At 53.4% G+C, this 19916-nt stretch carries 18 protein-coding genes, 2 tRNA genes and 1 pseudogene; 17 read left to right on the top strand and 4 right to left on the bottom strand.

The window, feature by feature from the left end:
* Positions 1-13 precede the first annotated feature (13 nt).
* The 12 genes and pseudogenes from asnB (at position 14) to HUN04_08340 (ending at position 11389) form a co-directional block, all read left to right on the top strand.
* A complete protein-coding gene (asnB, locus tag HUN04_08395) occupies positions 14-1798 on the top strand; it encodes an asparagine synthase (glutamine-hydrolyzing) (GenBank protein WDP89728.1) in 1785 nt (594 codons plus the stop codon).
* A complete protein-coding gene (locus HUN04_08390) occupies positions 1795-2730 on the top strand; it encodes a hypothetical protein (GenBank protein WDP89727.1) in 936 nt (311 codons plus the stop codon). The genes asnB and HUN04_08390 overlap by 4 nt, the downstream gene beginning before the upstream one ends.
* A 14-nt stretch (positions 2731-2744) precedes the next feature.
* Positions 2745-3449, top strand: coding sequence for a CatB-related O-acetyltransferase (locus HUN04_08385; GenBank protein WDP93213.1), 705 nt, complete (start codon positions 2745-2747; stop codon positions 3447-3449).
* 164 nt (positions 3450-3613) lie between these two features.
* The gene (locus tag HUN04_08380) at positions 3614-4156 is read left to right on the top strand and encodes a class I SAM-dependent methyltransferase (protein WDP89726.1); all 543 of its coding nucleotides are present in this window, start codon (positions 3614-3616) and stop codon (positions 4154-4156) included.
* On the top strand, positions 4153-4953 hold the full coding sequence (locus HUN04_08375; protein ID WDP89725.1) for a glycosyltransferase: 801 nt from the start codon (positions 4153-4155) through the stop codon (positions 4951-4953). Before HUN04_08380 ends, HUN04_08375 begins: the two co-directional genes overlap by 4 nt.
* A complete protein-coding gene (locus HUN04_08370) occupies positions 4950-5630 on the top strand; it encodes a sulfotransferase family 2 domain-containing protein (protein WDP89724.1) in 681 nt (226 codons plus the stop codon). The genes HUN04_08375 and HUN04_08370 overlap by 4 nt, the downstream gene beginning before the upstream one ends.
* A gap of 151 nt (positions 5631-5781) precedes the next feature.
* Positions 5782-6723 carry a Gfo/Idh/MocA family oxidoreductase gene (locus tag HUN04_08365; protein WDP93212.1) on the top strand — a complete coding sequence of 314 codons (942 nt, stop codon included), beginning with the start codon at positions 5782-5784 and terminating at the stop codon, positions 6721-6723.
* A gap of 9 nt (positions 6724-6732) precedes the next feature.
* A pseudogene (locus HUN04_08360) lies at positions 6733-7269 on the top strand (N-acetyltransferase).
* Positions 7270-7380: 111 nt separating this feature from the next.
* Positions 7381-8499 (top strand): DegT/DnrJ/EryC1/StrS family aminotransferase, encoded by a 1119-nt coding sequence (locus HUN04_08355; protein ID WDP93211.1) that lies wholly within the window; start codon positions 7381-7383, stop codon positions 8497-8499.
* A gap of 66 nt (positions 8500-8565) precedes the next feature.
* Positions 8566-9555 carry a UDP-N-acetylglucosamine 4,6-dehydratase (inverting) gene (gene pseB, locus HUN04_08350; GenBank protein WDP89723.1) on the top strand — a complete coding sequence of 330 codons (990 nt, stop codon included), beginning with the start codon at positions 8566-8568 and terminating at the stop codon, positions 9553-9555.
* Entirely contained in the window at positions 9555-10622 is a 1068-nt protein-coding gene (locus HUN04_08345; protein ID WDP89722.1) for an N-acetylneuraminate synthase family protein, read from the top strand. Before pseB ends, HUN04_08345 begins: the two co-directional genes overlap by 1 nt.
* A complete protein-coding gene (locus tag HUN04_08340; GenBank protein WDP89721.1) occupies positions 10619-11389 on the top strand; it encodes an acylneuraminate cytidylyltransferase family protein in 771 nt (256 codons plus the stop codon). Before HUN04_08345 ends, HUN04_08340 begins: the two co-directional genes overlap by 4 nt.
* Here HUN04_08340 and pseI read toward each other — a convergent pair.
* From pseI to HUN04_08320, 4 genes are read right to left on the bottom strand one after another with little or no spacing between them, the layout of a single operon-like run.
* A complete protein-coding gene (gene pseI / locus HUN04_08335; GenBank protein WDP89720.1) occupies positions 11384-12421 on the bottom strand; it encodes a pseudaminic acid synthase in 1038 nt (345 codons plus the stop codon). The genes HUN04_08340 and pseI overlap by 6 nt on opposite strands.
* Positions 12411-13448, bottom strand: a complete 1038-nt coding sequence (gene pseG / locus HUN04_08330; protein WDP89719.1) for a UDP-2,4-diacetamido-2,4,6-trideoxy-beta-L-altropyranose hydrolase — start codon at positions 13446-13448, stop codon at positions 12411-12413. The genes pseI and pseG overlap by 11 nt, the downstream gene beginning before the upstream one ends.
* Before the next feature lie 10 nt (positions 13449-13458).
* Positions 13459-15543, bottom strand: a complete 2085-nt coding sequence (locus tag HUN04_08325; protein WDP89718.1) for a hypothetical protein — start codon at positions 15541-15543, stop codon at positions 13459-13461.
* Positions 15536-16720, bottom strand: coding sequence for a hypothetical protein (locus HUN04_08320; GenBank protein WDP89717.1), 1185 nt, complete (start codon positions 16718-16720; stop codon positions 15536-15538). Before HUN04_08320 ends, HUN04_08325 begins: the two co-directional genes overlap by 8 nt.
* 144 nt (positions 16721-16864) lie before the next feature.
* Between HUN04_08320 and hisH the strand changes: the two genes are divergently transcribed.
* The 5 genes from hisH (at position 16865) to HUN04_08295 (ending at position 19895) form a co-directional block, all read left to right on the top strand.
* Positions 16865-17488: an imidazole glycerol phosphate synthase subunit HisH gene (gene hisH, locus HUN04_08315; protein ID WDP89716.1), complete on the top strand. Its 624-nt coding sequence runs from the start codon at positions 16865-16867 to the stop codon at positions 17486-17488.
* An 11-nt stretch (positions 17489-17499) separates the two neighbouring features.
* Positions 17500-18264 carry an imidazole glycerol phosphate synthase subunit HisF gene (hisF, locus tag HUN04_08310; protein ID WDP89715.1) on the top strand — a complete coding sequence of 255 codons (765 nt, stop codon included), beginning with the start codon at positions 17500-17502 and terminating at the stop codon, positions 18262-18264.
* Between the two features lie 34 nt (positions 18265-18298).
* Positions 18299-19597: an N-acetyl sugar amidotransferase gene (locus HUN04_08305; GenBank protein ID WDP89714.1), complete on the top strand. Its 1299-nt coding sequence runs from the start codon at positions 18299-18301 to the stop codon at positions 19595-19597.
* Positions 19598-19710: 113 nt separating this feature from the next.
* Positions 19711-19786 (top strand) — tRNA-Lys (locus HUN04_08300).
* Between the two features lie 31 nt (positions 19787-19817).
* Positions 19818-19895: transfer RNA gene (locus HUN04_08295), tRNA-Glu, on the top strand.
* The last annotated feature ends 21 nt before the right edge of the window (positions 19896-19916 follow it).

The raw sequence follows: 19916 nt of genomic DNA, 5'->3' as shown, positions 1-19916 counted from the left end.
ACAGTGAAATAGAATGTGCGGAATTTCAGGTATTTATTTTAAGGGGGCAGAGGCTTGCGGGGATCGTATTTCCGGCGATGCCTTGATCCGCACCCTGGTTGAATCCATGGACTATCGGGGGCCGGACCACCGGGGATTCTATCATGATGACCGGGTCTGCTTAGGCATGAGCCGGCTTCGCATTGTGGATGTGCAGGGAGGGGACCAGCCCCTCAAAAACGAAGATCAATCCCTGGTGCTGGTCTGCAACGGTGAAATATACAATCATTTTGATTTGCGCAGGCAATTGGAACAAAAAGGGCACAGGTTCCGGACCCGAAGCGATGCCGAGGTTATTCTCCATCTTTATGAGGAAAAGGGCGCGGCGATGCTGAACGAACTTGCGGGTATGTTCGCCTTTTCTCTCTGGGACTGCAAACAGAACAAAATGATCCTGGCCAGGGACCGTGCCGGGATTAAACCGCTTTATCTGTACAGGGATTCTCGCCGGCTGGTTTTCAGCTCGGAAATGTCCTCTCTTGTTAACGCCTTAAAGCTTTGTGCAGATCTTGATCCGGAAAGGATCTGGGAGTTCTGCGCCTACGGGTTTCCTGTGGATAATCGCCAAACGGTTCACCGGAATATCCAAAGGCTTTGCCCCGGAGAGGCCTTGGTGATTTCGGGGGACGGAGAGGAGGTCTTTTCCTATTGGCAGCCTGCATACCTGGAGTCGGGGCCGACGGGGGCGGTGTCCATGGATGAGGTTGAAGAACGGTATTCCCGTTCCATTGACCGGCATTTCTATACCGAGGTCCCCTTGGCGCTGATGCTCAGCGGCGGATTGGATTCGGCCTCCATTGCTGTGCTGGGACAAGAACTGGGGCACAGGCCCCAAGCGCTGACCGTCGGGTATGACCTGGATACGCCTTCCGACGAACGGGCCTATGCCAGTCAAACCGCCCTGATCTGCGGCCTGGACCTCCATGAGGTGGTTATGGACTATGAGGCCTATGTGAAGGGCTTTCACGACCTTATGGAACATTGCGACGAACCCGTGGCCGATATTGCTGCCATTCCGCAGTGGAAGATATTTGAACGGGCCCGGGAACTGGGGTTTAAAGTGCTGGTCAACGGGTTGGGCGGTGATGAAATTTTTTACGGATACGGGGTCTGGAATGAGGCAGTTGAACGTTTTATGGACGATACCTATTCCCCCTTTTTCGATAAGGATGATGTGTCAGGCTTTTTTTATCACCCGGCTTACCGGGCGGCCCGAAGGTTTCTCGATCTGTGTGCCTTGCCGGATTTCAGGGAATCGGGGACCGGCTGCGACGCCCTCCTTGCGGAACGTTTCGGGGGGGCGTCCCTTAAGGGGGTGGACCGGATTTATCACCTGCTTTTTAAAACCTGGCTGCCTAATAATTGCCTGCTTCTGGCCGACCGCCTCTCCATGGCCCATTCAATTGAGTTGAGGGTCCCCATGCTGGATCCTGACCTGGTGGACTATGTTCAGGGTCTGGCACCGGACGCAAGATATGTCAGGCCCGGTGGCAAGAAGATTTTAAAGGACCTGTTGAAGCAGAGGCTGCCATCTTCCATCCTTGATAGGCCCAAGCAGGGGTTTACCCCGCCGGGTAAGTATATGAAGGAGATGGTCTTTTCATGTAAAGAGTCTGTTTTTGACAACAGGCTGATTCGAAACCTGTTCGATTTGGATGCCATGACCCCTTTCTGGGGGGATACAGCCTACCTTGAAGTCTGGTTCAGGCTGCTGGTACTGGGCAGGTGGCATGACGGCCTCTTCGAGAGGAGAGGATGAGGAAGAATATGGCTATTCCGCCCATTGCATTATTTACATACAACCGACCGGACAAAACCCAAACCATGCTCAACACCCTCAAGACCATGGGGGCTAAAAGCATTTATATCTTCTGTGACGGCCCCCGGGACAACGACCTGGACCGTGAGATGGTCTGCAGGAATCTGGCATTGGTAGAGGATTATCCCTTTGATAATAAAATTATTTTCAGGGCCGGAAATAACCAGGGGCTGTCCAATAGCCTGATCAGGGGAATCTCCCAAGCCTTTGAGCATGAAGATGAATTGATTATCCTGGAAGACGATTGCCTGCCTTTTGGGGGAATGCTGGAGTTCATGGCCGAAAACCTGGCCCATTGGAAAAATCAAAAAACGGTTTTTTCGGTTTCCGCCTACCAGTTTATCCGCCCCCTGGGCTGCTTGGCTATCCCCTATGATGTTTTTCTTTCCCATCGGTTTTTACCCTGGGGATGGGCAACCTGGAAAGATAGGTGGCATGCCGTGCTGCCGGAACTGGAAAACAGGGTTAATCCCTACGGCAGCTTTGACCGGGTGCCGGATCATGCCGGAAGAGATTTGCTCTATCACACCTATGCCGTGGAAAAAAAGATGGTGGATTCCTGGGCCATTCCCCTGGGGCTCATCACTTTAAAACACGGGTACCGGCATGTTATGCCGACCCGGCCCCTGGTCAACAATACCGGAATGGACGATACCGGCACCAATACCGGATCGGCCCATAACCGGATTATTCCGGTAAAACAGCCTCCTGAATACAGATTCCCATTGAAGATGTGCCCGCCGGATTACAGGGATGAGTCCATTGATGCTTTATTTTTGGAGAGCATGGATGTGCTTTTACCGCCTTTGTGGCTGGAAAAGCAGATCCATGAAGAGATAGGCCGGATAAACAGCGACGGAGGCCTGGTTTGATCCCTGTAAAGCAAATGATAGAGCGGGCGTGGGGTAATCTGGCTTTTGATTTCAGGCGGCGGGTATATATTTCCCGCCTTTTGAAAAAGTACAGAAACCGGCATGTTTGGATTGGCCGCAATTGTTTTTTTAAACGGTGCGAATTGGGCGACTGGAACAGAATATATGAAAACTGCCGTCTGGTTTATGTTTCCTTGGGGGATAGAACATATATTTCAGAGCATTGCGCCATGTTTGATGTCGCATTCGGGAAGTTTTGTGCGGTGGGGCCTCGCGTGACCATCGGTCTGGGCATGCATCCGTCCAGAAAATTTGTTTCCATTCATCCCCTTTTTTATTCCAGAACAAATTCGGCATGTCCCGTTCCCTTCACGGATAAAAATTATTTTGTTGAACATCGGCCTGTGACTGTGGGGCATGATGTCTGGATCGGTGCCAACGCCGTTGTTCTGGACGGGGTGACCATCGGCAATGGTGCTGTTGTGGGGGCTGGCGCTGTCGTGACCCGTGATGTTCCCCCTTACGGGGTGGTTGCGGGTGTTCCTGCAAAAATTCAAAGGTTCCGATTTGAGCAGGATGAAATTGAATACCTGCAGGCCTTTTGCTGGTGGGACCGGGAACCGTCGTGGCTGGAAAAAAATTGGCGGTCTTTTCACGATATTAAAGCGCTTATGAAAAAATACCCGATATCGGGCTTGGGCAAGGAAAGGGCGGTATGAATACATACGAACTGGCGACGAAGACTGCCATAACTCAATACCGGAAGTCTGACCTCTGCGGCTTGCTTTGCGGAGAAAAACCGTTTGGATCAAGGCACTGGGAATACCCCTGGGCGGTTGGGCAAAGCGGTATTTTAGAAAAAGCCCCCCTACGGATATTGGATGTGGCCCCTGATTTTACATTTCCCTATGCCGGATTCCTGGAAGACCATCATCAAACCACTTTCATCGACCTTGCCCAACGGGAATGGGCCGATGCCCTCGTGTGGGGGGCCACCACAGCCGAGCTTGCACAGCGGTCCGATTACCGCATCATGGATGTCAGGGAAATGAAGTTTGATGATGGGATTTTTGATGTGATCTTCTGCATTTCGGTGCTGGAACACATTGTCTGTCCCACCCAGGATCCAGACCATCCGGAAATTGGCAGATTGTTCTCAAGCAGTGCGGCAGTGCCGGCATTAAAGGAAATGAGGCGCTGCTTGAAGCCCGGAGGGAAACTTGTCCTCACCGTTGATATATACGGGGGAGAAAAATGGAAACCCTATTTTGACCGGTGGGATGTTTTCAGGGATATTGAATTGGCTGGGTTCCGGATGGAAATAAGACAGCCCTTTGACCGTGAAAAAGCGTTCCAGGATGCCGAAACATTTATCAGTCGATTCCACGGCCCTTATATTACCCTAGGATTTTCTTTGGAAAAATGAACCCACCTTTAGTCACCATTGTTATCCCCACCTTTAACCAGGGCCGGTACCTGCCGGCCTGTGTGGACCATTGTCTTTTCCAGACCTATCCCAACCTGGAACTTATCATTGTGGACGGCGGATCGACGGACAATACCAAAGCCTATCTGTCTGGTCTGGAAGAAAAAATTTCAAAGGCGTCCATTGAACCGGTGACCCATATGGATGATACAGGGGAAATCTGCAGGAAGACTGTTCTGACCCATCCCCAAAACCGGAAAATAACCATATTGACTTATGACGAGGATATCGGTGCCACCCAGACCTATAACCAGGGCCTTTCCAGAGCCTCCGGAACCTATTGTACCTATATCGTTGGTGATGATATTCCCCACCCCCATATGATAGAAGAACTGGTTGCGGCGATTGAAGCAGAAAATGCTGATTTTGTTTATTCCGATATGAACCTTGTGGATGATGCCGGTTGTATCATCAGGCAGATGCGGCAACCGGATTATGATTTTAAAACCTGTCTGGCAGACTGGTTTCATTTAGGCGTAAGCAAATTGTACCGGACGGCATTGCATGAAAGCGTCGGTCTCATGGATGACTCCTATACCGCAGCAAACGATTATGACCACTACCTGAGGTTTGCCCTTGCCGACGCCAGGTTTTACCACCTGCCCCGGGTGCTTTACTCCATCCGGTGGCACGGCCCGGAACGGAAAACCGGCCAGCACAGGCCCAGCAGGTATCAGGTGTTGATGGACGAGTCTGTAAAGTGCGCCGTGCGAGCGCGCTCCCGTTGGAAAAAATGACCGTTCCAATTATTTTTCAGCATATCCCTAAAACCGCGGGGACTTCCCTCTCCCCTTTATTCGTTTCCCAATTTGTTCGGGATCAGGTCTTTGTATGTGGATCCAAAGATGGGGTTTTGACCGATTTTGTTAATTTGGAAGAAGACCGGCGGCTCCAGTTTAAGTTATTAACCGGGCATGTGGATTATGGCATCCATCATCATTTAAAAGAGGGCGCAAAGTATATTGCTTTTCTAAGGGATCCGGTGGAAAGAGTACTGTCCCATTACTATTTTATAAAATCAGAAAAAAAACACGGATATCATAACCTTGCACAGAAAATGGGGATAGATGAGTTCCTGAAAAAGGGAATGCGGCCAAGGTTGAACAATTGTATGGTCCGTATGATTTCAGGTGTCAATCCCTTGTATGGCCAGTGTGATGAGTCTATGCTTGAAGCCGCTGTTAATAATATATCAAAAAATTATATTTTTATTGGCTTTGTTTCACGTTTGGACGATTCGGTCCGAAATCTCGTTGATCTAATGGGGTGGCAACCCATTGAGGTAAAATGGCTTAATGTGACAAGGAAAAGGCCTGCTGTCGGCTCATTGACAAAGCAGACCCTATCATTAATCCAGAGGCATAATTCCCTGGATATTGAGCTATATAATATAATGCGCAGCCGGTTTTTATGATGTTAGTAACCCGGACCGGGCCATTCCGCAGTCCAGAAAAAGTTTAAAAGACGAAATACGATGGGGAATTCAAAAGGATCGAGTTTTACTTAATAACTCCATAATACTATGGCTTTGCCTAAAAGGGAGATGATTGACTATTAAATTTGCAATGATTGGGGCCGCAGGGTTTGTGGCACAGCGTCACATGCGGGCCATTAAAGATACAGGCAATGTCCTGGTTGCCGCACTTGACCCCTGCGACAGTGTGGGGATTATTGATTCTTTTTTTCCCCAAGCGGATTTTTTTACCGAATTCGAACGGTTTGACCGGCATGTTGACCTGTTGAGGCGGAAGGGGAAGAAAATAGATTATATCAGCATCTGTTCTCCCAATTATCTTCACGATGCCCACATCCGGTTTGCTTTAAGAAGCGGTGTCCATGCAATCTGCGAAAAGCCCCTTGTTTTAAATCCATGGAATATTGACGGCCTTATGGAGGTGGAAGCCGAGTGCGCATCACGTGTCTACACCATTCTTCAGTTAAGGCTTCATCCTTCTTTAAAGAAGCTTAAATCAGAATTGGATAGGGCAGGCACGGATAAGAAATATGAAGTGGACCTGACCTATATTACAGCAAGGGGAAAATGGTATCTCAGGTCATGGAAAGGGGATACTGCCAAATCAGGAGGCATTGCCACAAATATAGGAATTCATTTTTTCGATATGCTGATCTGGTTGTTCGGAAAGGTTCAAAACCATGTGGTCCACAAACTTTCTCCTGTTACGGCATCTGGATTCCTGGAACTGGAAAAGGCCCGGATCAGATGGTTTTTAAGTGTTGACGCTGAGAATTTGCCGTCACGGGTACGTGAATCTAAACAGAGTTTTTTCAGATCCATAACCGTAAATCGTGAAGAGATAGAATTCAGCACAGGATTTGCAGACCTGCATACTTTGAGTTACAAAGAAGTACTGGGTGGGAACGGATTTTCCCTGGCAGATGCGAGGCCGAGCATAGAGGTCGTCTCTAATATCAGAAATGCCGGTATTGATATGGGCGCAGGGGAATTGCATCCCTTTTTGAAAGAACAGAAGATTGTCAGCAAATAAGGTTAAGCAATGTCGGAACAGTCAGATGCATCAACAGGTTATTATCTTCACCCCACATCAATAGTGGACCCCGGGGGGGACATAGGAGAGGGCACACGGATCTGGCATTTTTCTCATATTCTGGGTAATACGGTTATCGGAAAGAATTGTAACCTGGGGCAGAATGTGGTTGTCGGGCCGGATGTTGAAATTGGGAACGGATGCAGAATTCAGAATAATGTGTCCGTATATAAGGGCGTAACCCTGGAAAATAATGTTTTCTGTGGTCCTTCAGTGGTATTTACAAATGTGTTTAACCCCAGATCCCATATCCGGAGAATGGATGACATCCGTCCTACACGTGTAAAGGAGGGGGCGTCCATCGGCGCGAATAGCACCATTGTTTGCGGGGTTACCATAGGAAAATATGCCTTTGTCGGGGCCGGAGCTGTTGTAACCAAAGATGTGCCGGACCATGCATTGGTAGTGGGAAATCCGGCAAAACAGACCGGTTGGGTGTGTGAATGTGGAGAGAAACTAAACCATGACGTGACCTGTCCGGTTTGTAAAAAAGAGTATCCTTCTCTCTGTATAGAAGGGAAAACACTGGTAAAAAAACTCCCTTTTGTTGATTTATTTGCTCAGCAACAGAGGATACTGCCTCAAATAAAGGAAAACATGGAAAAGGTATTGAAGCATGGCCGATATATCATGGGGCCTGAGATTGATACCCTGGAAAAACGCCTGTGCGATCTTGTGGGCGTAAAATATACGATATCTTGTTCATCGGGAACCGATGCCCTTGTTATGGCATTGATGGCTGGCGGTATCGGCCCGGGAGACGCTGTATTTACAACCCCTTTCACCTTTTTCGCAACGGCGGAAGCCATTTCAATGGTAGGGGCCACCCCTGTATTTGTCGATATTGATCCGGAAACCTTCAATATCTCTCCCAGGAACCTGGCGGACGCGATTCGGGCGGTAAGGGAAGATAACAATGCCATTTATCCTCTGCCGGATTATCGGGGAAAAGATGCGCCCCTTAGTCCCAAGGCGGTAATTGCAGTAGATCTGTTCGGACTGCCCTGTGACTATGATGCATTGTCAACCATTGCTGACGATAACGGCCTGCTATTGATTGAGGATGCGGCCCAGTCCCTTGGCGGCGCCTATAAGGGAAAACAAGCAGGGGCGCTGGGGGATATGGGGTGTACCTCATTTTTCCCTGCAAAACCCTTGGGCTGTTATGGGGATGGGGGAGCTGTTTTTACAGATTCCGATACGTTGGCTGCAAAACTGAGATCCATTCGGGTCCACGGTATGGGGGGCCACAAATACGACAATGAGCGAATCGGCTTGAATGCCAGGCTTGATACACTTCAGGCTGCTGTTCTACTTGCAAAACTTGATATATTTGATGAAGAAAATCAGTTGCGCCGCCAAAGGGCCCGCACCTACTTTGATCTGCTGAATCCGGCCTGCCCATCACTCTTCCTGCCTTCAATTCCAAAAGGGTGTGTATCTGCATGGGCACAGTATTCCATACTCGCCCAAAATACGGATATGCGTACCCGGATAATCGACGGGTTGGATAAGAAAGGTATACCCACCATGATTTATTATCAAAAGCCCCTTCATCTGCAGGAGGCATATGGAGGTCTGGGGTATGAAAAGGTGAGTATGCCAGTTGCTGAGAAGATATCTTCAAAAATTTTCAGTATTCCCATGCACCCCTATTTGGATGAGGAAACCATAAAAAAAGTTTCCAGAGCCATTATGGATTATGCACAGGGATAAAGGGCATATTTTTTGCTATATCACTCTGTAAATAATTTGTTTTGATAAGAACCAGGAAAAAAAGGCATGTTTAAAGATCAAGTCATTCTGGTCACCGGAGGCACCGGGTCCTTCGGGCAGAAATGTGTGGAGGTGCTGTTAAAAAAGTGCCGGCCGAAAAAAATCATCATATTCAGCCGGGATGAACTCAAACAGTATGATATGGCCCTTAAGTTTCCCAGGGGCAAATACCCGGTGCGGTTTTTCATCGGGGATGTCCGGGACCGGGAGCGGCTGAAATGGGCATTCCAGGGGGTGGATTATATCATCCATGCGGCGGCCATGAAGCAGGTGCCGGCCAGTGAGTACAATCCTACGGAATCCATACGGACCAATATCCAGGGGGCGGAAAATATTGTCAGCGTAGCTGCGGACTGCGGGGTGAAAAAGGTGATCGCCCTGAGTACGGACAAGGCGGTGAACCCGGTGAACCTCTACGGGGCCACCAAGCTTTGTGCTGAAAAGCTGTTCATAGCGGCCAATGCCTTTATGGGGCAAAAAAAATGTCTGTACTCCGTGGTCCGGTACGGGAATGTGGCTGGGAGCCGGGGAAGTGTGATTCCGTTTTTCCTGAAAAAAAAGGCGGAAGGGGTGCTGCCCGTCACCCATCCGGAGATGACCCGTTTCTGGATCACCCTGGACCGGGGCGTGGATTTTGTGCTGAAAAGTCTGGATCTGATGCGGGGCGGGGAAACCTTTGTGCCCAAGATTCCAGCCCTGGGGATAATGGACCTGGCCGCCTATATCGCCCCGGAATGCCGGACCCAGATTGTTGGGATCCGCCAGGGGGAAAAACTCCATGAGATTCTCATCTCAAAAGATGAGGCCCGGCATACCCTGGAGGGAGATGATTTTTATCTGATCAAGCCGGATAATCCTTTTTTTGAAAGCCGGGTGGATGAAACCGGGCTTCGGCCGGTGGCCACGGATTTTGAGTTCCGTTCGGATACCTGCGGGGACCAGTTGAGCCGGGAAGAGGTGACAGAGATGGTCGGTTCCCTGGAGGGAAAAAAATAGTGGTTTGTTTTGGAAAGAGGCGGCTGGGGCCGGGAGAACCATGTTTTATCACCTTTGAGGCCGGGGCTACCCATGACGGGGAGGAGACCGCAACGGCCCTGATCCGGGAAGCGGCCCGGGCCGGGGCAGATGCCGTGAAGTTCCAGATTTTTGACCCGGACCGGCTGGTGGCGGATAAAGAACAGCTGTTTTCCTATGAGGTGCTTGCGGATCGCGGCACCGGGAGGACCGAAAGGGTTGAAGAAACCCTATATGATATCCTCTGCCGGCGGTGCCTTTCCCGGGAAGAGTGGCGGCGGGTAAAGGCGGTCAGCGATGAATTGGGGCTGGCCTTTTTTGCCACTGCCGGCTTTGAAGCGGATATCCGGCTGCTGGAGGAACTGGGGTGTGATTCCGTCAAGATCGCCTCGGCGGACATCAACCACTGGCCCCTGATCCGGCGGGCGGCCCGGACCGGGATGGCCATCCAACTGGATACGGGGAATGCCAGCCTGGGAGAGGTGGAGCAGGCCGTGGACATCTGCCTGGCCGAAGGGAACGCCAATATCATTGTCCATAACTGCCCTTCGGGGTATCCGGCCCGGCTGGAGAGCATCAATCTGAGGCTGATTCCAACCCTTCTTCAGATGTTTCCGGAACTGGCCGTGGCCTATTCCGACCACACCCCGGGGTGGGAGATGGATGTGGCGGCCCTGGCCATGGGGGCCCACCTGCTGGAAAAGACCATCACCCTGGACCGGACCCTCCGGAGCCCTGAGCATGTTTTTTCCCTGGAGCCCCATGATATGGCCGGCTTTATTGAGGCCATCCGCCGGGTGGAAACAGCCATGGGCAGCCCCCGCCGGGTGCTCCATGCCCATGAAAAAAAGATGCGGATGAAGGTCCGGCGCAGCGCCTTCCTTAGGACGGCCGTAAAGAAAGGAGAACGGGTCTGCCCGGAGAATGTGGAGTTCAGGCGGCCGGGCACGGGAATCTCACCGGACCGGTTTGAGGGCTGCTGGGGGATGGTGTTTGGGACGGACCTGCCGGCCGGCCATTGCCTGACGCCCGGGGATATGCGTTCATGAACCGGTGCGTTGCCGTGATTCCTGCCCGGGGCGGGTCCAAACGACTGCCCCGGAAGAATATCCTGGATATTCTGGGACGGCCCATGCTCTCCTATCCGGTAGGGACGGCCATTGCTTCAGGACTTTTTGACCAGGTTATTGTCTCCACCGAGGATGAGGAAATTGCCGGCATTGCGGAATCCTTTGGGGCAAGGGTGATGGAACGGCCGGCCGAACTTGCCCGGGACCGGTCAACCGTGGTTCAGGTCTGCACCCATGTTCTGGATACCCTGGAAAAAGAGGGCGATTTTCCGGATTATTTCTGCTGCATCTATGCCACGGCCCTCTTTATTACCCCGGAGGACATAGGAGAGGCTTACAAAAACCTAGCGGGGCCTATATCAGATCGTGGCCGGGAGAATGGACTAGATAATAGAGCGGATGATGACAGGGATAATGGCCTGAATCATGATCCGGATGTGGTCATGGGGGTATCTGAATTCAACCTTCAGCCGGTCCAGGCCCTTGAACGGAACCGGGAGGGGTTTCTCTCCCATAAATGGCCGGAATACACAGGGCGCCAGTCCCAGTTCCAGCCCAGGCTGACCGCCAGCAACGGTACATTTTACTGGGCGAAGGCCCGGGCCTTTGACGCTACCACCGGCTTTTATCCTGAAAGACTGGCAGGATACCAGATTCCCTGGCTCAGGGCCATTGATATCGATACCCCGGAAGACCTGGAAAACGCAAGGCGGCTGGCCCCTATCTTTTTAAAGAACCGTCTATGAAATTAGATTCCGGGAGAGGGGGGTGCCTTTTTTAATGTGCCGGCGGGCCCTTTTTCCCAGGACCGTTTCCAGTTCCCTGGGGGGGAGCCCGTATCCCGGCCGGATGGAGCGGATATTGTCCCCGGTTAGAATTTCGCCTTTCTGAATATCCTGGACGGCATAGAGCGAACGCCGGAATACCATATTTTTTCGTTCGCTGGGGGAGGGCTCGAAGCGGATCTCTCCCACGGCATTATAAGCGGTCCGGATGTCCCTGACCATGGATTTGAATTCTTTCGGTTCCATGGAAAAGGGGGTGTCCGGACCTTTTGTTTTTCTGGAGAGGGTAAAATGTTTTTCAATGATGGCGGCGCCCAGGCCAGCGGCGGCCACAGCAACGGCAGAACCTGTGGTGTGGTCCGATAGGCCTGCGGGCAGGCCAAAGGTCTCTTCCAGAAAGGGGATGACGGTCAAGTTTGCATCCTTGGCATCGGCCGGATAGGCCGAGGTGCATTTGAGCAGGGCCGCGGCCCTGCAGCCGGCTGCCCGCAGGGTTGCCACGGCCTCTTCTATTTCTGCCAGAGAGGCCATGCCCGTGGATAGGATGACAGGCTTGCCGGTCCGGGCCACTGTTTTTAACAAGCCAGTGTCCACCAGCTCAAAGGAGGCGATTTTATAGGCCGGTACATCCATTTTTTCCAGAAAGTCCACGGCCGTGGGGTCAAAGGGGGTGGAAAAGAGGTGGATGCCGATTTCGTCGGCTCTTTCCTTGAGCTTTGGCTGCCACTCCCACGGGGTGAATGCCTCCTGGTATAGGTCGTAAAGCTGCCTGCCCTTCCAGATGGTATCCTTTATGATGAAATCCGGTTCATTGCATTTGATGGTCAGGGTGTCGGGGGTATAGGTCTGCAGCTTGACGGCGTCGGCCCCGGCTTCCTTTGCCGCGTCAATAATGGCCAGGGCCGTGTCAAAGTCCCGGTGGTGGTTGGCGGACATTTCCGCAATCACATAGGGGGGATGGCCGGAGCCTATTTTTCTGTTTTTAATTTTCATTAATTTCTTTCATTTGCCGGATAATCCGTTCTGCGCCCCTGCCGTCGATGAGGCGCCGGCCCAGGCGGCCCATTTTTTCCCTTGAGGGCCGGTCATGGATGAGCCGCTTAAGAATATCTGCCAGCTTTTCGGCGTTCAGGGTTTCAACCGGCCCGGCATGCACGGCCCCGATTTTCTTTACAAGCCCTGATGCAATGGCCTCCTGGTTGTCGGCCACCGGGATTACCATAAAGGGCAGGCCCATGCGGCAGAGTTCCCAGCAGGTGCTGCCTCCTGCGGTTACGGCCAGGTCGGCCCAGGCCATCATAGTCGCCATCTCCGGATTTCTGACCAATTCTATGCCCGGGGCCTCGGGCATGGAGGTGTCGGAAAATCCCGGGCCCAGGATCACCCGGGTCTCAAGGCCGGGGTCCGCCAGTGCCGCCACCGCGTCAATGAGGAGCGGGGTGATCTTCATGGGGTCTGATCCCCCCAGGGTGATCAAAAGGCGCCGGGCCTTTTCCGGGTGGCCTTTTTTCACTGCAGGCGCCCACAAAAATTCCTCCCTCAAAAGCACATGGTCCGTGCCGGCTAAAAGTTTGCATCTGCCGGACAGCCGGTAGGGCAGCCCCTTGGCGCCGGGACTGGGGTTCACAATAATATCGGCATGGTAATGGTCCAGGTGGTTGTAATCGTCCATGACCACCAGGGGGATGCCTCTGTCCTTTATGGCTTTCTGGTAGGCCGTTGAAAAATGGTAGCCGTCCAGTACCAGCCACGGCAATTTCTTTTCATGCCGGCCGGCATCCAGGATCTTCAATGTCCGGGACAGGTCGGACGGGTGGGGCCATGGCCGTTCGACCCCAATGCTCTCAATGTCTTGGGCCCTGATTTTTTCTTCCGCCAGCCGGCCGGGGGCGAAGGTGATGAAACAGGCCCGGCCCCCTGACCGGTTCCAGGCCGAGGCCAGGGCCAGGCAGCGCATGAGATGGCCCATGCCCATCTGGGATGAAGCGTCGGCGCGGAGATAAAGATCCGGGTGGTCCATTTGTTTCCTTTTAACGGAGGCCGGTCATGGCCGCGGAAATGCCGGCATGGGCCAGGTCCTTTTCAGATACCCCGTCGGCCTCCCATAATCCGGACCTGGATTCCCAGAGGGCGCCGTGCCATTTGGAATAAAAGTAGATGGCCGCCTCGGGATCGGTTTTTTCACAGGGGGCTTCCAGATATATCATTTTCACCCCTGGGAGGTAGACCGCCGGATCCGGGCGGCCGCAGATATCCCTGAATTTCAGGCAGAAGTCCGGAATTATGTATGGGCCTGCACCGGGGCTGAAGCCTCCGGTCCTGAAAAATATTTCTTTGTCAACGGCCATGAAGTAATCCACCATCTGGAACGGCCTCTCCTTTTTCCCATGTTCAAAATCGATATCAAGGTGCCGGTAGGCCGGGACCGGGGTGTTGTTCCGGTCCACCACCATGCCGGTATGGGCGATTTTTCCCTTGTTGTCTGCAATCCGTGTGCCGAAAATCCAGTCTTTCCCGTACCGGGCGGCCGCTTCTTCCAGGCGGGCCAGCCAGCCGGAGAGGGGGGCCATCCCCCTGTCCAAGAATGCCAGTTTTTTCCCCTTTGCCCCTTCAAGGACCTTGTTCAGATGCCGGATCTGTTCCGGGCTCTTCCCGGCGGCGGGGATCTTTGTCATATCCCCCTCCAAGGAGTCCAGTACCCGGCGAACGGACTGGGAAATTTTTTCCGGCACCAGGAAAAAAGTCTCATATGAGGGGCCCTTTTCCGAGTTGACGGCAATGGCTTCCAACTGGGCCAGAAAAATATCCTCCCGGTTTTCCGGCACCTCAACCACAAAGGTCCAGTCCTTTGTTTTTTCCAGGGCTGGGATGGTAATTGGCGTTTCCCGGGTGCGGTTAGCCCGGATGGCCGTTTCAAATACCCGGCAGACCCGCTCTATGGCGGTGCTGGTATCGGCCAGTTCGTTTTCCAAGTAGGCGGCCACCTTGTTCCTGTCCGTAAGGTCATTGAAATCTATGCCCTTTTCCAGGTGCCGGGCCAGTTCTTTCGCGCTCATTTTGGCGGCCACCCCCTGGTCCACAAAGGAGTAGGGCCCCTTGGGATCATAGGCCGTGTCCAGTTTGACCAGGGGCTTGCCCAGGGATAGGGCTTCAAGCCCGGTGGTGCTTTTCTGGCCCAGCACCACCACATCGGCGGCGGAGATCAGGTCATAGGTGTTTTCCTCTTCGTGGATGAACCGGATATGGGGTGACTTCCCCTGGAGCAGGCAGTCTATCCAGCCATCCATTTCGTGGCGTTTGCAGGCCGGGTGGAATTTGACAAAGAGCTTAAGGCCTTTTGCCTTTTCGACGGCCTTTACCAGGGGGGCGAACTGCTCCGGCGGCGGCAGAACGGCCGAAAGGATCAACAGGCATAGAAAATCCTTTTGGGCCTTATAAGCCCTTCGTATCTTTTCCCGTCTCCCTTCCTCTTTCTGGCGTTGGATTTCCCTGGCCAGGTGGGTATTCCCCGTTACAATCATTTTTGACCCCGGGGCTTCAAATCCGGTCATCTTTTTTTTTACCCGCTGGCCCCATACCAGGTTCAGGGTGGCGTACTGGGCATGGCCGGAGTAGCCGAAGTCCAGGTCATATGAGAGCCCCTCCTGGAGGGCGATAAAGGGGATATTGGCTTTTTTGGCCCAGAAGGCGAAGAGCTTGCCCCACCTGTTGAGCTCATGGAGGGCAAAGCAGATATCCGGCTTTTCCTGCTCAATGATGTTTTTAAACCCCACATATTCCATGGCCGTGGCCATCAGGGTTTTATCCGCCACGGTCACCGGCAGGGTGCCCAGGAGAAATTCCTGTTTAAGCGAACCGGAAAAGGTGGCGGCCAGCCGGGTGTAATTATCCGAAATCTCCTTGCGGTCCTCTGGGTTGATATAATCAAAAACATGGGAATAGGGCAGGCCCAGATTGATGGCGGTCATTTCCTGGGACCGTTCGGCCTGGCCCACGATGTATTTGGTCTTTGCCCCCAGGGCGGCAAGCCGCTCCATCACCGGTATAATAAAACGGGTATGATGGGGCAGGGCAATATAGGCAACAATTTTTTTGTCTGTCCAGAATTTATCCATTGGCGGTCATACTCCTTGCCACTTCCATGAAAATGGTGCCGAATTCCTTTTTTATTTTCTTTTCAAGGATCAGGGCTTCCAGGGCATTTCGGACGGGCTCCGCCCCGTTGAACCGCTGTTTGAAACCAAGGGATTCCGGGGGGAGCATGGGGTCGTAGATAATTGAGGGAATGTTTTTTTCCTGGGCAATGACGGTCTGGAAACAGGCGCTGCAGCTCAGCAGTGCATCCGCCGCCATCATCTCCCAGGGCGCGTTCAGGTCATGGAAGGAAAATCCCGCGAACCGGTCCAGCTCTTTCCTGTAAATGGTTTCAACCATTTCCTGCTGGGTATAGGCCCCCCTGACCTGGTCTGCCCCGTAGGCAAACATGAGGTGGATCTCTTTTCCCAGGGGGGCGATGATCCGCAGCAGTTCCTGGTATTCGTAGATCATGGCCACATTGTGGGGCAGGTAGAGCACCGTCCTTGCTTCCGGAATTTTCAGGGTGGATTTGTAGTGGTAGGCGGCCTTTGCCCCGTTGAGGTTGAAGGCCGTGGCCACCGAGGTGAAGATGGAGGATTCGTACAGGGGCAGGCACCAGATATTGGTGTGCCCCAGCACCCGTGTCATCTGGTCGAAGCTTTCCTTTGTCCGGGTGATGACCCCGTCGGGCAGGGAGGGGGCCAGATGCCACCGGGTATCCAGGGGCAGCAGTTCGTAACCGATGGAGGGCAGCTTGGATGCCGCGGCCCAGTTTACGGCGGCATGGAATACCCGCTCTTCGGCTTCCGATGAACCCAGGGGGTGGGGGATTTGAAGGATGATGCCCACGGTTCCTTCCGGCGGGTCCAGGTCCAGGCTGGTCTGGATGACGCCCCCGCCGGAAAAATCGTCCAGGAGCAGGGTGTCGGCAAAATTCAACCCGTGGGTGAACCTGCCCTTTTCCAGGATGCCCCGTTTGACCTTGAAGGCATCGTAGTTATGGGATGTGGACCGGCGTCCCACCTTAAAAGAGACGGGGTCCAGCTCCGGGATCTTTTCGGGGATATCCGCCGAGGTGTCCGGGATCATAAATACCAGGTCCAGGAGGTGGGCCATCCGGGTTCTCAGCAGTTTGAGATATTCATATAGATTGGGGGTGACCTGGTTGGATTGGAGCAGCCAGATCAGTTTGGGGGTTTTCCGGGAATTCTCCATAGGCGTATCGCTTTTCAGGTATGGATTTCAGGGGTTGAAGGTGGTATTCCTTATTTCGGCCGATATGGTTTTATTTTTGCATGTAAGGATATTGCCATAAGATGAAGCTGAATGAAAGAAAATTAAAAGGACCTTAACTCAGATATGATCGGAATCATCGATTACGGGGCGGGCAATATCCGCTCCGTTGCCAATGCCGTGGCCTATTGCACGGACCAGCCCCTGAAAGTGGTGGAGCGGCCGGGGGAGATGGCCCGGTGCTCACGGTTTATCCTGCCGGGGGTGGGGGCTTTTGCCCCGGCCATGGAGCGGCTGCGGGAAAGGGAGTTCGACGCGGCCATCCAAGAGCAGGCCAGCCAGGGTAAATACCTGCTGGGCATCTGCCTTGGGATGCAGTTGCTGGCCGGTGTCAGCCATGAGTTCGGCGTCTGCGAGGGGCTGGACCTGATTCCGGGTGAGATTCGCCCATTGGCGCCCCAGGGTGGGGTATTGCGGGTGCCCCACATGGGGTGGAACCATATCGAAATCAGGCAGGACCACCCCCTGCTCCAGGGGATTGGGGACCAGAGGGATTTTTATTTTGCCCACTCCTATTTTTTTGGTGCCGGGGACCCTTCCCATGTGCTGGCGGAGACGGGTTACGGCGGCTCCTTTGCCTCCGTGGTGGCCAAAGATAATCTCATGGGGGTCCAGTTCCATCCGGAAAAGAGCCAGGCCGCCGGGCTGGCATTGATAAAAAATTTCATCGGGCTTGAGCGCCGGGGTTAAGCGGGGGGGCGATGCTGAAAAACAGGCTGATTGCCGTGATTCTCCTGCGCCGGGGCCAGGTGGTCCAGAGCGTGAGGTTCAAGCACACCAATATCATCCATTACGACCCCATCCATGCCGTGGAAAGCTTTAACCGCTGGGCCGTGGATGAAATTGTCCTTTTGGATGTCACCCGGGAGAAATCCGGCCGGCCCCTTTTTCTGGACGCCCTGGACCGCATTTCATCCCAGTGTTTCGTCCCCCTGTCCGCCGGGGGATGGGTGGCAGACCCGGCCGATGCCAGGGAACTGCTGTCCCACGGGGCGGATAAGGTGGTGGTCAATACCCAGGCCTTTCAGTCCCCCCGATTGGTGACGGAACTGGCCGGTCGGTTCGGCAGCCAGTGCGTGGTGGTTTCCATTGATGCCGTCCGGGATGGGGCCGGTGACTGGCAGGTGGTGGTGGACCGGGGCAGGTCCCCCCAGCCTGTGTCCGCGGTGGACTGGGCAAAGCGGGCCGTGGATTTGGGGGCTGGCGAATTGTTCGTCAATTCCCTGGAACACGACGGCAACCGAAAGGGATACGCCCTTGACCTGATCCGGGCCGTGGGCCGGCATGTGAATGCGCCGGTGATTGCCATGGGGGGCGTTTTTACCTGGGAGCACCTGGCATTGGGGATAGAAGAGGCCGGCGCCGATGCCGTGGCCGCCGCCAATATCTTTCATTACACCGAGCAGAGCACCAAAAAGGCCAAGCAGTATTTAATAGACCGGGGCCATGGGTTCAGGGCCCTTTGAATGAATTTAAAGCGAAGTTGGAAAGAAAGAGATCATGAGATATTGTGCCAGATGCCTCTATCCTGAGAATGCAAAACCCACCATATTATTAGACGATGAAGACGGCATCTGCAGCGGATGCAAATACCACGAATCCCGGCAGACGCTGGAAATCGATTGGGATGAACGGGAGAAGATCTTCCGGCAAATCCTGGAGGAGGCCCGGCAGGAGGCCCAAACCCGGGGAAATATTTACGACTGCATCATACCGGTTTCCGGTGGCAAGGACAGCCACTACCAGGTCTACCTGCTCAAGGAAGTCTACGGGATGACCCCCCTTTTGGTGACCTTCAACCATATCTTTAATACTGAGGCCGGCATCCGGAATCTGGGGAACCTGGTGGAAAAATCCGGATGCGACCTGGTGCGGGTCACGGCCAACCCCAGGTCGGTGAAAAAGGTGGCCAGGTTTATGCTGGAGACCGTGGGGGACTTGACCTGGCACTACCACGCCGGCATCCGCACCGTTCCCTTCCAGGTGGCGGTGGAGAAAAATATTCCCCTCATCGTCTGGGGGGAGCACGGGTTTGCCGAGCTGACCGGGGTGGTTTCCCTGGAGGATTTTGTGGAGTTTACCAAATGGACCCGGAAAGAGCATGATATGCGGGGCTTTGAACCGGCCGACCTGGTGGATAAGTCAAAGGGAGAAATTACCCTTAAGGACCTTGTCCCCTATATTTATCCTTCCGATGAGGCCATTGAACGGGTGGGGGTGAAGGGGATCTATCTGAGCAATTTTTTCTTTTGGGATGCCCGGGCCCATGCCAGGGAGATGATTGAAAAATGGGGCTTTGGCACCCTCTGCCGTGAAAAGGAGAGGAGCTTTAATCTCTATTCGAAAATAGAGGACCATGCCAATGCCGTACATGATTATCTAAAATACCTTAAATTCGGATACGGCAGGGCCACGGACGACGCCTCCATGGAAATCCGCCACGGCCGTATGACCCGGGAAGAGGGCATCGAACTGGTGAAACGGTACGACAGCCAGGTGCCGGAAACACTGGCCGCCTACCTTGGGTTTCTGGAAATCACGGAGGATGAGTTCCATGAAATGATTTCCCCCATGAGGGATCCGGAAATCTGGGAGAAAAAAGACGGGCAATGGCAGGTTCGGGACTCGGTTGCCAACCATGCAACAACCGAATTTACAGAGGCCGCCCGGGTGGGCCAGGCCGGAGAACGGACCTTCGGACCTGAAAACAGGCAATTGTATTTTAATCCGGAGCTTCCGCCGGAGCCCTCCGGGGATCCGGCCTTTGATGAAAAGGATATGAAATTCAGGGTGCTCTGAAATCTGATTTTGAAACTCTTTTTTGGAATCGGGGAATTTCAAAAAAAATAAAAAAATGGTTGACAATGACCGGGAAAACATATAAATTGCCTCTGTTTTTCGGAACAGCCCGCGGGCCGTTAACTCAGTTGGTAGAGTATCTGCCTTTTAAGCAGAGAGTCGTTGGTTCGAGCCCAACACGGCCCACCATAACAACCTGCGGCGTCCGAAAAGCCCATGCGTCCCCATCGTCTAGCCCGGTCCAGGACACCGGCCTTTCACGCCGGCGACAGGGGTTCGAATCCCCTTGGGGACGCCACTTTGATACTAAGGCTCTCGG

It is taken from the genome of Desulfobacter sp. (assembly GCA_028768525.1).
Classification (GTDB): domain Bacteria; phylum Desulfobacterota; class Desulfobacteria; order Desulfobacterales; family Desulfobacteraceae; genus Desulfobacter.
This window is presented reverse-complemented; position numbering and strand designations above follow the sequence as displayed.

Excerpts from the sequence above, each read along its gene's own strand:
- hisH (WDP89716.1), top strand. The coding sequence starts at position 16,865 with ATGATCGGAATCATCGATTACGGGGCGGGCAATATCCGCTCCGTTGCC.
- asnB (WDP89728.1), top strand. The coding sequence starts at position 14 with ATGTGCGGAATTTCAGGTATTTATTTTAAGGGGGCAGAGGCTTGCGGG.
- hisF (WDP89715.1), top strand. The coding sequence starts at position 17,500 with ATGCTGAAAAACAGGCTGATTGCCGTGATTCTCCTGCGCCGGGGCCAG.
- pseI (WDP89720.1), bottom strand. The coding sequence starts at position 12,421 with ATGAAAATTAAAAACAGAAAAATAGGCTCCGGCCATCCCCCCTATGTG.
- HUN04_08340 (WDP89721.1), top strand. The coding sequence starts at position 10,619 with ATGAACCGGTGCGTTGCCGTGATTCCTGCCCGGGGCGGGTCCAAACGA.
- HUN04_08370 (WDP89724.1), top strand. The coding sequence starts at position 4,950 with ATGACCGTTCCAATTATTTTTCAGCATATCCCTAAAACCGCGGGGACT.
- pseB (WDP89723.1), top strand. The coding sequence starts at position 8,566 with ATGTTTAAAGATCAAGTCATTCTGGTCACCGGAGGCACCGGGTCCTTC.
- HUN04_08385 (WDP93213.1), top strand. The coding sequence starts at position 2,745 with ATGATAGAGCGGGCGTGGGGTAATCTGGCTTTTGATTTCAGGCGGCGG.
- HUN04_08325 (WDP89718.1), bottom strand. The coding sequence starts at position 15,543 with ATGGATAAATTCTGGACAGACAAAAAAATTGTTGCCTATATTGCCCTG.
- HUN04_08375 (WDP89725.1), top strand. The coding sequence starts at position 4,153 with ATGAACCCACCTTTAGTCACCATTGTTATCCCCACCTTTAACCAGGGC.
- HUN04_08305 (WDP89714.1), top strand. The coding sequence starts at position 18,299 with ATGAGATATTGTGCCAGATGCCTCTATCCTGAGAATGCAAAACCCACC.
- HUN04_08355 (WDP93211.1), top strand. The coding sequence starts at position 7,381 with ATGGAAAAGGTATTGAAGCATGGCCGATATATCATGGGGCCTGAGATT.
- pseG (WDP89719.1), bottom strand. The coding sequence starts at position 13,448 with ATGGACCACCCGGATCTTTATCTCCGCGCCGACGCTTCATCCCAGATG.
- HUN04_08365 (WDP93212.1), top strand. The coding sequence starts at position 5,782 with ATGATTGGGGCCGCAGGGTTTGTGGCACAGCGTCACATGCGGGCCATT.
- HUN04_08390 (WDP89727.1), top strand. The coding sequence starts at position 1,795 with ATGAGGAAGAATATGGCTATTCCGCCCATTGCATTATTTACATACAAC.
- HUN04_08320 (WDP89717.1), bottom strand. The coding sequence starts at position 16,720 with ATGGAGAATTCCCGGAAAACCCCCAAACTGATCTGGCTGCTCCAATCC.